Here is a 12,759-nt window from a genome sequence, read left to right on the forward strand (position 1 = left end):
GCTCTTATTGTAAAAAAACGCAAGAATCCGTTATTCAATATTGACCAATAACAAACCATTGATTAATCTCTACTTATGCCAATGAGATCTTTAGTTACTTTACCTGATCCGATTTTACGGGAAGTGTCCAAACCTGTTGAGCAGGTCGATTCAGCTCTCCAAAAACTTGCGGATGACATGTTGGAAACCATGTATAATGCTAAGGGCGTTGGTCTTGCTGCTATTCAAATTGGTATACCGCTACGTATGTTGGTTATAGATGTCTCTGGAAATTCTGAAGATGAGCAGAAAAAACCACTTGTTATTATCAACCCTGAAATTTTATGGCTTTCAGATGAGCGTAATATTTACAAAGAAGGTTGTCTTTCTATTCCTGATTATTTTGCAGAGGTTGAACGTCCTAAACGCCTTCGTGTTCGCTATCAGAACCGTGAAGGAAAACAAACAGAAATTGAAGCAGACGATCTCTTAGCAACTTGCTTGCAGCATGAAATTGATCATTTAGATGGGCGCCTTTTTATTGATTACATTTCAAAGATCAAACGCGATATGGTGATACGAAAATTTAAAAAACGCGCAAAAGAAAAAAACATGCAGGAAGCAGTTTTGTAATGGCTTTACGATTAAGTTTTATGGGAACACCAGATTTTTCTGTTCCTATTTTACATGCTTTACTGGATGCAGGTCATGATGTTGTTGCTGTTTATAGTCAACCCCCTCGCCCAGCAGGACGTCGAGGGCTTAAATTAATCCCCTCACCTGTTCACAATGTAGCAAAAAAGAAATCCATTCCTGTCTTCACGCCTCAAACACTTAAAACAGCCGAACAACAGGAGCAATTTGCAGCACTTTCTGTTGATGCTGCTATTGTCGTGGCTTATGGACTCCTTTTACCTAAAGCTATTCTCGAAACGCCGCGTTTTGGTTGTTTTAATGCCCACGCTTCACTCTTACCACGTTGGCGTGGTGCTGCGCCTATTCAACGAGCAATTATGGCTGGTGATAAAGAAACAGGTATCATGATCATGAAAATGGATGAAGGACTTGATACGGGGCCTATCGCTCTTTCTCGCTCCATCCCCATTACTGATAACACCACCACTGCTGAGCTTTCAAACAGACTTTCACATATTGGCGCAGAACTTATGGTAGAGACTTTATCAACTCTTGAAAAAGGACAACTTAAACTGACCCCACAATCAGAGGAAGGCATTACCTATGCGGCCAAAATTAGAAAAGAAGAGACCCGCATTGATTGGACAAAACCTGCAGAGTTTATTCATAGGCATATTCGCGCGCTCTCTCCCTCTCCTAGTTGCTGGTGCAACATGAATATCGGTGGACGAGAAGAACGTGTAAAAATTCTTGATAGTCGCTTAACAACAGGTCCTTCTCTTGAAATTGGACGGATAGAACCAGATTCTTTGATTATCCATTGTGGGCAAGGACGGATAGAAATAACCTCTCTCCAAAGATCTGGCGGTAAAATTCTTGAGTGCGCAACATTTTTGCGAGGTGCTCATATTTCTGCTGTTTTTTAAGATGCCACGTTTTAAACTCACTCTTGAATATGATGGTTCAAATTATGCTGGTTGGCAGCGTCAAGCAAAACTTCACACTATACAAGGAGCTCTTGAACAAGCACTCTTTTCCTTTAGTGGACAACAATTGACCATAACAACAGCAGGACGAACGGATGCAGGAGTACATGCTACGGGACAAGTTGCGCATGTTGATTTTGAAAAAAACTGGCATCCCCATACTGTACGTGATGCGCTCAATGCTCTTTTACGAAAACAGGGAGAAGCAATTTCAATCCTAAACGTAGAAAATGTCCCTGATGACTTTGATGCACGATTTTCCGCTATAAAACGCCATTATCTTTTTAAAATACTTAATCGTCGCTCTCCACCAGCCTTAAATGCCAAACGCGTGTGGTGGTTGCCAAAGCCTCTTAATGCTGACGCCATGCATGAAGCAGCGCAAAAGCTTGTAGGACAACATGATTTTACAACTTTCCGTTCAGCACACTGCCAAGCCAAAAGCCCTATTCGCACCCTTGAACGCCTCGATATTCAAAGAGAAGGTGAAGAAATTTTCCTTTATGCACAAGCTCGTTCTTTTCTTCATCATCAAATCCGTTCATTCGCAGGAAGCCTCATGGAAGTGGGTATTGGACGTTGGACAGCTCAAGATCTCGAAACAGCTCTTCATGCTAAAGATCGTAAACGTTGTGGTGTTGTTGCCCCCCCCGCAGGACTTTATTTAACCAAAGTAGAGTATTAATGATCCTTCAAGAGTGAACATCTCAAAAGTCGTTAAAGCAGTTTATAAAAAGAACGAATTTCTTCAAAAGCTTCTGCTGCTGTATTAACAAATTTTACAAAATTAATATCAGTAGGAGAAATTGTACCTTGTGCAGACAGATACTCAAAATTGACAGTATTGCTCCAAAATTCTTTGCCAAACAATAAAATTGGTACCTGTTTCATACGCCCCGTCTGTACTAAAGTTAATGTCTCAAACAGTTCATCCAGAGTCCCAAATCCTCCAGGGAAAATGGCTAGGGCTTTCGCTCGTACTAAAAAATGCATTTTGCGCATCCCTAAATAATGAAAATTGAAACATAAATGCGGCGACACATACGAATTAGGCTCTTGCTCATGTGGTAAAATAATATTCAAGCCAATCGTTGGAGCACCAACATCACAAGCACCACGATTTCCCGCCTCCATGATTCCTGGTCCGCCCCCCGTAACAACCACAAATTCACGATATTGTGTCGTAGCAGAATAGAGTGAGCACAAACGCGCAAACTCTCTTGCTTCATCGTAATAATGTGACATAGCATGCAAATTTTTCTTTTGTATTTCATTTTTTGCAGCCCACGCTGCTTGCCCAGGTTCAGGAATACGCGCACCACCAAACAAAACAACTGTTGATTGAATATCATATTCTTTAAGGGTTATTTCCGGCTTTAAAAATTCAAGACTAATACGTTGTGAGCGCAGCTCTGGACGCATCATAAAATCTTGATCGATATAGGCTAAACGATAAGTAGACGAACGCATTTGTGCTGAATTAGAGATTTTATGGATCTGTTGTAGAGCATCCTTCGTATGGAGAAGTGGTGTCCAGTTTTCTTGCTCCCTTTTTCTTTTTTCTTTACAGCTTTTTTTCATGCACCTGTCCTACTTCCTCATCGTTTTATTGACTGAACACATTTCTTCGCGTAGTTCATAGAGAATAAATCTTGAAGCTTTCAACTTGTTTAACGGAACTCTCGTCATGACTCATATCACACAACTTGAAATTATTATCGAAAAAGCTTTTGACGACCGCGATTCTATCGATACTACCACAAAAGGCGAAATACGTGAGAGTGTTGAACATGCATTGAACCTTCTTGATAAAGGTGAAATCCGTGTTGCAGAACGACAAAAAAATGGACAATGGCATGTTCATCAATGGTTGAAAAAAGCGGTTTTACTCTCTTTTCGGCTTAATCCTATGCAAATTATTACTGGTGGAATCAATGGGACACATTGGTGGGATAAAGTTCCTTCAAAATTCTCTGGTTGGCAAGAGGCAGATTTTAAAAGTGCTGATTTCCGTTCCGTTCCTGGAGCCATTGTACGTCATTCTGCTTACATTGCACCCAATGTTATATTGATGCCATCCTTTGTCAATCTTGGTGCTTTTATCGATGAGGGCACAATGGTTGATACATGGACCACCGTTGGTTCTTGTGCACAAATTGGTAAACATGTCCATCTTTCTGGCGGTGTTGGTATTGGAGGTGTTTTAGAACCACTGCAAGCAAATCCAACAATCATTGAAGATCATTGCTTTATCGGTGCTCGCTCTGAAATTGTTGAAGGCTGTATTATCCGTGAAGGTGCTGTTTTGGGAATGGGAGTCTTTATTGGAAAATCAACAAAGATTATTGATCGTACAACAGGTGAAATTTTTATTGGTGAAGTACCAGCCTATTCAGTGGTTGTACCAGGTTCTCTCCCCGGAAAACCTTTACCAAATGGTGAAGCAGGCCCAAACCTTTATTGTGCTGTTATTGTAAAACGCGTTGATCAAAAAACACGAGAAAAAACATCTATTAATGATCTTTTACGTTCTTAGACACAAGATTAATTCATAATAATATTTCATCGTTTTTTAACTTGAATAATAACCTCGAATACAAGGATTCTCTCATTTCAAATCCTTTCATAGTGAATCAATCACTATCATTTCCTTGCACGTTATAAACGCAGTTGGTGTGTGGGTAAGAAACACTTCAAGAAAAGAGTGAAATACCTTTAATGAATTCTCTCAAGTGATAAGGACTGTCATAATATTTTGAGCTGAAAAAAAGTATGATGGGTGCGCTTTGCACCTTTCTGACGCGTAAAAGCGGTAATGCCAAATGGATTTTATATCATTCACAGTGTATTTTACGTTATATTTTTCATAGCCCCCGTTGTGAAATGGAGTTTGATGTATTGAGTGATGATTTACGAAAACGAGCACGCCAATATGCAACATAAATGTATTTTGTTTAAAGCATTCTGTTTTACGTGAGGAAGTGATACCATTATGCAATACACAAGAACATGAAGCACGACGCAATTCTATTTAAAAGTGTTCTTTAAACACCTGAACCAATCGACAAAAGCAAAAGCGCAATCAATGAGAGAAAATACCCCTTTTTTCATTATTTGTTCATTTTGAGCGCTTGAATAAATGCCGATTGTGGAATTTCTACTTTTCCAAATTGGCGCATCCGCTTTTTGCCTTCTTTTTGCTTTTCCAAAAGTTTGCGCTTACGCGTAACATCACCCCCGTAACATTTCGCTGTTACATCTTTACGCAAAGCACGAATCGTTTCGCGCGCTATAACTTTACCACCAATAGCCGCTTGAACTGGAATCTGAAACATATGCTGAGGAATAAGATCTTTCAGTTTTTCGCACATTGAACGCCCACGCTTTTCTGCAATCGTGCGGTGAACAAGCATCGATAATGCATCAATAGGCTCTCCATTCACCAAAATAGACATTTTAACTAAATCACCTTCTGCATAATCTGTCATTTGATAATCAAAAGAAGCATAACCCTTTGAAATCGATTTTAGCCGATCATAAAAATCAAAAACAACTTCATTCAGTGGTAAATCATACGTTACCATAGCACGGGTTCCAACATAGGATAAACCAACCTGTACCCCACGCCGCTCTTGGCATAGCTCTAAAATTGACCCAAGATAATTATCAGGAGTCATGATTGTTGCCCGAATCCATGGTTCTTCTATGGAAGAAATTTTAACCACATCAGGCATATCCGCTGGATTATGTAACTCTTTAACAGAACCATCATTCATATTCATGCGATAAACAACTGAAGGTGCTGTCGCAATTAAATCCAAATTAAACTCACGCTCTAATCGCTCTTGAATAATTTCAAGATGCAGAAGTCCCAAAAAGCCACAGCGAAAACCAAACCCCAAAGCCGCAGATGTTTCCATTTCAAAAGAAAAACTCGCATCATTTAAGCGTAATTTGCCCATGGCTGCACGCAAATCATCAAAATCAGCAGCATCAATTGGAAAAAGCCCACAAAAAACAACCGGTTGCGCCGGCTTAAAACCAGGCAAAGCATTTTCACAAGGACGACGCTCTTCAGTAATCGTATCCCCAACCCGTGTATCTGCTACCTCTTTGATAGAAGCAGTGATAAAACCAATCTCGCCTGGTCCTAATTCATCAACCTGTACCATTTTAGGTGTAAAAACCCCAACGCGCTCAACTGGATATTTTGCACCTGTACCCATCATACGAATGGTTTGGCCTTTTTTTAAAATACCGTCTATCACCCGTACCAAAACAATGACACCAAGATATGCGTCATACCAGCTATCAACCAACATTGCTTTCAAGGGATTTGCAACATCGCCTGTATGTGGAGGTGGTAATTGTGCAACAATTGCCTCCAAAACATCAGGAACACCCAAACCTGTTTTTGCTGATATTTCTACTGCTTGAGATGTATCAATGCCTATCACATCTTCAATTTGTTCTTTAACTCGCTCAGGTTCTGCTGCTGGAAGATCAACTTTATTGAGAACAACAACCAACTCATGGGAATTATCAATGGCTTGATAAACATTTGCTAACGTCTGCGCCTCTACGCCTTGGCTTGCATCCACCACCAACAGAGAACCCTCACAAGCTGCCAATGAACGCGAAACCTCATAAGCAAAATCCACATGACCTGGTGTATCCATAAGATTTAAAATATAGGTTTCACCATTCTTTGCCTTATAGTGTAAACGTACCGTCTGTGCTTTAATAGTAATTCCACGTTCACGCTCAATATCCATGGAATCGAGTACTTGTTCTTTCATCTCACGTGTATCAAGCCCACCTGTTATTTGAATCAAACGATCAGCTAAAGTGGATTTGCCGTGATCAATATGCGCCACTATGGAAAAATTACGAATATAATTACGATCTATTGTCATATAAGGCGATTTAGCAAAGAATAATACAAAACGCAAAGACCAATTATGCTCCAGCTCCTTACAAAAGAATATAAACCTAAAAAGCCTCTCAAAACACAACTTTTTATAGCCTAAAAAATGAGGCTTTTATTTGCTAAATTAAATCCAAGGCTGCTAAAATGATCTTTTCGCATCTTATTTGATAACTCATATGCTGTAGTAAGCTGGCACCATCACACACTTTGCCAATCTTCAATATTGCGACGATCCTTTACATTTGAAAAATTTTATAAGAGATATGCTTTTCTTTTACAGTTTTTACCCACATGGCCCCACCCACTCACTTGTGACGTGTAAGAAAGTGATTTGGATTGATTTAACATGAAAATGATTTGACGTGAGAAAATTTTACGGTATTCAGGGTCATAATTGAATGTGAATAATGCTATATTATAATTATAAATCAATGTATTATCATATTTATATGATGGGCGTGTATATCACTTAGGCTTGCAATAAAATTCGCAAGAAATGCTTTTTATTTGTACGCAATAATCTGCTTTTTTAGCAATCTTATATAAAATAACATGAATATCGAGAGAGTTTCTTCTCAATTTTTAAAACTTTAGAAATACGCTCTATTGAGTGATGTTTTTATATACTTTTTATATAACTCCTTCCTTCCTCCATTAAATATAAAACACACCAATCCTCTTCGATTCATTGGATAACGCATTGATTTATAATGATCGTTTATTGTTTTGCAATTTAAATTAAAGCTCTGAATATCGCGAGCTTCTCTCATTTTAAATCTTCTCATAATGAATCAATAAATTTTTTGCTCACCCATTATAAAACAGAGCTAGTGTATGGATAAAAACGTTTAAGAAATGAGTAAAAATACCTCTCTCTTTCAAATGCCAAAAGCTATCGTAATATTGAGAACAGATAAAGAAAATGCTCGTGCCTTTTATTTTAAGTAAAATGATGATGCTCTGTGGTTTTTCTATACTTCATGCAAACCGTCAATGAATATGATGTATATTGAGAAAATTATCTTTTAAAAAACGCTTTAATGTACAACGTTATGGGGATACTTTGGGCGTTCTATTTTGCGTGAGAAGCGTAACTCTATTAAGGGACAAAAGAAATAACGTGCGACAGTGCGTAATTTTCATTATTCAAAAACATTACCGTAGATGTTTTTGAAAGTTGTTAAAGCCGAATTTAAAGATGAGCGTTAATTTTTACCTTTATATCACCTCATGTTTTGGCTCAATGAAGGTTGTCTGCCCAGTTCAGAAATCTGACAAACAGAGAGAAGCACACTATTTCTCCAATTTGGTATGCAAAAACTGGAATAATTTATAGAACTTCTTAATCATCTGAATATTAAAAAAGCTCCAAAAATGAAAACTTTATAAGCAAAAAGCTCATGCAATAAAATCATAATAAAAAAATGTATAGCTAATCAATTTTTTTAATTGCTTTATTTTTTTTACGCCATTGTGAAGGTTGTAATTCAGCCACAATGATCCCAATCAGAATAAGCAAACCGCCCAATAAAGCTAAGGGAGATAAATGTTCTCCAGCCAAACGCCCAACAATACCAGCCCATACTGGTTCACCTGCGTAAATGAGTGTCGCACGCGTAGGGGAAATAGACTTTTGTGCCCAATTCATAGCTAATTGAATGATGGCACTCATTAATGCCAATCCTATACCAATATTAAACCAAACCCACGAAAATTCAGGAATGCTTTCTCCCATCAAAGGCATACAAGCAAATGAAAAAAAACCACTAAAAAATAACTGAATAATGGTTACACGCCGACTATCAACCTTGTTCGCAAAAATTCCGATGAGTATGACTTCTCCAGCAATCGCTAAAGCGCCTAACAAAGTTAAAATTTCGCCTTTTGAAAAATCAAAATTTCCCGGCTTTTGTCCTGAAATAAATACAAGCCCAATAAAAGCGAAAATAATGCCAATCCAACAAGCTAAACGGGGAGGTTTTTTAAAAACAATCCATTGCAAGATTGGAACCATCGGTACATAAAGCGCTGTGATAAAAGCTGACTGACTACTAATAATTGTTTGAAGTCCAGCTGCTTGAAAAGCATAACCAAAAAACATGGCTAAACCTATTGCCATCCCAGCGAAAACTTCATAAACAGTTATACCTTTTATAGAGCGCCAAAAAATTACCCCACATATAAGAGATGCAACAATAAAACGAAATCCAACAAAAAACAGAGGACCACTATAGCGTACCGCAATGTGAATGACTAAAAATGTAATGCCCCACAATATTGTCGCAGTAAATATTGCCAATTCTGGCTTACTTAATAAAGGATATTTAAACTGTTTTAGATTCACCATGAAAAACTTTCTCTTCCAATTTTCCCCACAATTTATGAAACAATAAGCGTTCCAACTCCCTGTTCGGTAAACAGCTCTAGTAAAACAGAATGAGGAGTTTTACCATTTAAAATGACAACACCTTCCACACCATTTTGAAGGGCTTTTATGCAAGTCTCTACTTTTGGAATCATGCCTCCTGAAATTGTCCCATTTTTAATAAATTTCTCAGCTTCAGAAACTGTCAATTCTTTTAAAAGTTTACCTTGTTTATCCAAAACACCAGGAACATCAGTGAGAAATAAAAGGCGTTTAGCCTCTAATGCACCAGCAATAGCTCCAGCAAAAATATCAGCATTGATATTATAAGTTTTACCATCGCGTCCTGGAGCTACAGGAGCAAGAACTGGTATCATTTCAGAAGATGCTAAAAGATCTAGCAATGTGCGGTCAACTTCAACAGGCTCACCAACAAACCCCAAATCTAAAACACGTTCAATATGCGAATCAGGATCAATGACAGTTTTATAAGCCTTTTCGGCAAAAACCATATTGCCATCCTTGCCGCATAATCCTATTGCCCATTCACCCTCAGCATTGATGAGAGCAACAATTTCTTTATTTATGGAACCCGCTAAAACCATTTCAACCACTTCAACGATCCGCTCATCGGTTACCCGTAGTCCGTTTTCAAATCGTGATTCAATCCCCATTTTCATTAAAATTTCAGCAATTTGAGGCCCACCACCATGAACAACAACAGGATTGATCCCCGATTGCTTTAATAGAGCAATATCACGCGCAAATGCTCCCCCCAAAGCAGGATCACCCATAGCATGGCCGCCATATTTTACCACGACCGTTTCATTTTCATATTTTTGCATATAAGGTAAAGCAGACGATAAAAATGCTGCTTGTTTTTCCAAAACATCTACATCACCGTTTTTAGCATCATCCATCAATAGAGCCTCCTCATCACTTTTTACCATCTCTTAATGAAATTTAGGAAAAGTGAAAACAATAAAACCAAACTTTACTCTATCCGCCCCCTCCCCTGAAAATCGTCAATTTTCCTCTAAATTACGAAAAAGGAATAGCAAAATGAAATACAAAAAACTTCCTTTAAAAATTGAAAGCGAAAAATTAAACAAAATAGACGTAAAAAAATGTCATTATTTTATGACCTTATATATAAAATTGAAAAGCAAAATTTTGAAGCTAAGCCGTACATTCAACTCATTAGTTTATCCCTATGGATACTTAACAATGAATAGGAATATATACAACCATTGATTTTGTAAGATAAAAATAAAGTTTCTTATAATAATAAAATTAACATATTCCCAAGATAAGAAATCACTCAACTGCTTTATAGCTTATCCCAATAAACTATAACTTTGGTTTTAAAAATTTGACTTTTTCTCAATCATTAAACATGAGGAAATGTCAATTGAACGCTCCTCATGGAGAATCATAATAAGTTGATTTATAATCATAATTTATCTTTTTATATCGTAAAATCAAAAAAAGGCTTTGCAAAATTATCATATATTGTGACTTTATTTCGATAACTCTTCAGAAGCATCTTCGTAAAAGCATTTAATTGTTTAGATTACTCTCTTCGTAAGGTTTTATAAAACTTCTCATTTTTCATGATCGGTCATTAAGTTTTTCTTTCTGCATAGCGATACATGCTTGAATTATTCAATGTTTTGTAGAATTTTTAACTCTTTTAATTATGTTATTTTATGAAAAAAGATTCATTTCGTAAATTTCTCTTTCCATATCACCAATCAATTTCAACAATATATCGTGCTGTTTTCTAAGCATATTGTGCTATTTTTTATTGTATTTATTTTTTCTTTTTAAAGGTAACTTCCTCTATCTTCCCACCAACTTTTTATTATGCCAATAAATTCAATTAAGTGAATTCCATCGAATCTGTTTCCCCACAAGAGAGATACATCGAATAACTCAAAAAGTGTTTTGTTATGTCTTCTTTAGCATTCAACACACATTATCTCATTCCACAATTTCTTTGGAACAAAATAAACTTGATTATAGCGTTTTTTATTATCTGGAAGAACTATTATGACATCAGAAATACAAAACTAAATCCGCATCTAAAAAGACATGATTACTGCTAAAAGCTAAGATGAGGCATGTAAAAGCTATTCCGAACAAAATAACCCTTATTTTAAAGGAAGCAGTGATTAAAACTATGAAAAATGCCAAAAATAAAATCGGTTATAAGAAGTTGATACTTTATTTGAAAAAGATGGATTGCCTAACAGCTTATTTAGCGTTTCTTGGCAAGCCGCTACCTATTTTATAGTTTTATTATAGAGCCTTTAAAAAGAAATTTTGAGTGAAAAAATAAACACCAAAAATACTGAATGCATAAAGGCAGTTATCATGACACTGGCAATATTTATTATCAATCACTCAATTGCGTTCTTATATGGATAAGCCCTTTTTAAAATGTCATAGACACTCAAAAATAAGACTTATCCATAAAACTCATGAAATATAAAAACTATCAGCAGCAGGAGTTTATCCTAAATTAGCTGTCTCTCTCTTTTCTTTTCAAGAAAAAATGCTTTTCAAAGATAATGAGACAATAGAAAGCTTAATGAAAATAACTTTCCCACAGTTCTCTCTAATTATTCTGAGAACATTCACATAATTTTAACCAGAAATATTTTCAAAAAATTCTTTCATACGTGAAAAAAAACCATGTGATTGCGGTGAATTTTCATGATTTGAGAGTTTCTCAAATTTTTGCAACAATTCACGTTGTTCTTGCGTTAATTTCTGCGGCGTCTCAATCGTGATATGGATGTAAAGATCACCCCTTGCTTGCTGACGGCGCAACATGGGCATACCTTTGCCTCTAAGGCGGAATTGACGTCCATTTTGTGTCCCTTCTGGAATCTTAACGCGTGCTTTAACACCATCAAGGTCGGAAACTTCAAACTCTCCTCCTAAAGCAGCTGTTACCATTGAAATAGGAACGCGACAGTGAAGATCTGCTCCTTCTCGCTGAAAAAACTCATGCGGTTTAATGGAAAGGAAAATATAAAGATCACCATTGGGGCCACCACGAATACCAGCATCACCCTCACCAGAAAGGCGAATACGCGTTCCATCTTCAATACCAGCTGGAACATTTACGCTTAATGAACGTTTTTTCTCTATACGCCGTGTCCCCTGACATTTGGGGCATGGATCCGTAATAGTTTCACCACGTCCATGACATGTAGGACATGTCCGCTCAATAGAAAAGAACCCCTGTGCAGCACGCACACGACCAGATCCATGACATGTTCCACAAACTTGCGGCTTAGAGCCTTTTCTTGCTCCTGATCCTTCACAAACATCACACGTAACGGAACTGGGAATATTAATTTCTGCAGTTTTTCCTGAAAATGCCTCTTCTAAAGTCACTTCCATATTATAACTCAAATCTGCGCCACGTTCGCGACTATCACCACGCTTACGGTGTGTCCCTCCCATAATCTCACCAAAAAAGTCTTCGAAAATATCCGCAAATCCACCACCAGCAGCAAAACCACCAAAGGGATTTACTCCCCCTTGACCACCGCTATTTTCAAAGGCCGCATGGCCAAATCGATCATAAGCAGCACGCTTCTGGGGATCTTTAAGAACTTCATAGGCTTCGCCAATTTCTTTGAATTTTCGCTCTGCCTCTTTATCCCCCGCGTTGCGATCAGGATGATATTGCATTGCCAACTTACGAAAAGCAGATTTCAACTTTTTATCATCACATTCGCGAGTCACGCCAAGAATTTCATAATAGTCAACCTTCATCATGTATTCCTGATAATTTTTCTGTCATCCATCTTTATGGATAATATTTCTTTTAATTTATATTTTTAGCA

At 37.3% G+C, this 12,759-nt stretch carries 9 protein-coding genes; 4 read left to right on the forward strand and 5 right to left on the reverse strand.

The features are described from left to right. Nucleotides 1-75: 75 nt before the first annotated feature. The 3 genes from def to truA are packed head-to-tail and all read left to right on the forward strand — an operon-like array spanning nucleotide 76 to nucleotide 2,286. Nucleotides 76-612, forward strand: a complete 537-nt coding sequence (gene def / locus ACFIL2_RS09660; protein ID WP_375620854.1) for a peptide deformylase — start codon at nucleotides 76-78, stop codon at nucleotides 610-612. After that, nucleotides 612-1,541 (forward strand): methionyl-tRNA formyltransferase, encoded by a 930-nt coding sequence (gene fmt / locus ACFIL2_RS09665; protein ID WP_375633681.1) that lies wholly within the window; start codon nucleotides 612-614, stop codon nucleotides 1,539-1,541. Before def ends, fmt begins: the two co-directional genes overlap by 1 nt. 1 nt (nucleotide 1,542) lies before the next feature. Continuing rightward, the gene (gene truA / locus ACFIL2_RS09670) at nucleotides 1,543-2,286 is read left to right on the forward strand and encodes a tRNA pseudouridine(38-40) synthase TruA (protein WP_375633680.1); all 744 of its coding nucleotides are present in this window, start codon (nucleotides 1,543-1,545) and stop codon (nucleotides 2,284-2,286) included. Between the two features lie 32 nt (nucleotides 2,287-2,318). On the opposite strand, the gene ACFIL2_RS09675 is transcribed toward truA, so the two are convergent. After that, nucleotides 2,319-3,182 (reverse strand): LOG family protein, encoded by an 864-nt coding sequence (locus tag ACFIL2_RS09675; protein WP_375680125.1) that lies wholly within the window; start codon nucleotides 3,180-3,182, stop codon nucleotides 2,319-2,321. Nucleotides 3,183-3,288: 106 nt separating this feature from the next. Here ACFIL2_RS09675 and dapD point away from each other — a divergent pair, with 106 nt between their 5' ends. Further along, nucleotides 3,289-4,137 (forward strand): 2,3,4,5-tetrahydropyridine-2,6-dicarboxylate N-succinyltransferase, encoded by an 849-nt coding sequence (dapD, locus tag ACFIL2_RS09680; RefSeq protein ID WP_375620857.1) that lies wholly within the window; start codon nucleotides 3,289-3,291, stop codon nucleotides 4,135-4,137. 574 nt (nucleotides 4,138-4,711) lie between these two features. Here the strand turns inward: dapD and lepA are convergent. From lepA to dnaJ, 4 genes are all read right to left on the reverse strand, one after another. Next, a complete protein-coding gene (gene lepA, locus ACFIL2_RS09685; protein WP_375611467.1) occupies nucleotides 4,712-6,517 on the reverse strand; it encodes a translation elongation factor 4 in 1,806 nt (601 codons plus the stop codon). A gap of 1,446 nt (nucleotides 6,518-7,963) precedes the next feature. After that, the gene (locus ACFIL2_RS09690; RefSeq protein WP_375611392.1) at nucleotides 7,964-8,878 is read right to left on the reverse strand and encodes a DMT family transporter; all 915 of its coding nucleotides are present in this window, start codon (nucleotides 8,876-8,878) and stop codon (nucleotides 7,964-7,966) included. A 32-nt stretch (nucleotides 8,879-8,910) separates the two neighbouring features. Continuing rightward, nucleotides 8,911-9,816: an acetylglutamate kinase gene (argB, locus tag ACFIL2_RS09695; RefSeq protein ID WP_375680124.1), complete on the reverse strand. Its 906-nt coding sequence runs from the start codon at nucleotides 9,814-9,816 to the stop codon at nucleotides 8,911-8,913. A gap of 1,729 nt (nucleotides 9,817-11,545) precedes the next feature. Further along, the gene (gene dnaJ, locus ACFIL2_RS09700) at nucleotides 11,546-12,688 is read right to left on the reverse strand and encodes a molecular chaperone DnaJ (RefSeq protein ID WP_375680147.1); all 1,143 of its coding nucleotides are present in this window, start codon (nucleotides 12,686-12,688) and stop codon (nucleotides 11,546-11,548) included. Nucleotides 12,689-12,759: the final 71 nt, after the last annotated feature.

The sequence above is a fragment of the Bartonella sp. AP30XZML genome, assembly GCF_042195945.1.
Classification (GTDB): domain Bacteria; phylum Pseudomonadota; class Alphaproteobacteria; order Rhizobiales; family Rhizobiaceae; genus Bartonella.

Bases quoted from the DNA above. Each gene is read 5' to 3' on its own strand.
- ACFIL2_RS09675 (WP_375680125.1), bottom strand. From the start codon at position 3,182: ATGAAAAAAAGCTGTAAAGAAAAAAGAAAAAGGGAGCAAGAAAACTGG.
- dapD (WP_375620857.1), top strand. From the start codon at position 3,289: ATGACTCATATCACACAACTTGAAATTATTATCGAAAAAGCTTTTGAC.
- lepA (WP_375611467.1), bottom strand. From the start codon at position 6,517: ATGACAATAGATCGTAATTATATTCGTAATTTTTCCATAGTGGCGCAT.
- ACFIL2_RS09690 (WP_375611392.1), bottom strand. From the start codon at position 8,878: ATGGTGAATCTAAAACAGTTTAAATATCCTTTATTAAGTAAGCCAGAA.
- dnaJ (WP_375680147.1), bottom strand. From the start codon at position 12,688: ATGAAGGTTGACTATTATGAAATTCTTGGCGTGACTCGCGAATGTGAT.
- fmt (WP_375633681.1), top strand. From the start codon at position 612: ATGGCTTTACGATTAAGTTTTATGGGAACACCAGATTTTTCTGTTCCT.
- def (WP_375620854.1), top strand. From the start codon at position 76: ATGCCAATGAGATCTTTAGTTACTTTACCTGATCCGATTTTACGGGAA.
- argB (WP_375680124.1), bottom strand. From the start codon at position 9,816: ATGGATGATGCTAAAAACGGTGATGTAGATGTTTTGGAAAAACAAGCA.
- truA (WP_375633680.1), top strand. From the start codon at position 1,543: ATGCCACGTTTTAAACTCACTCTTGAATATGATGGTTCAAATTATGCT.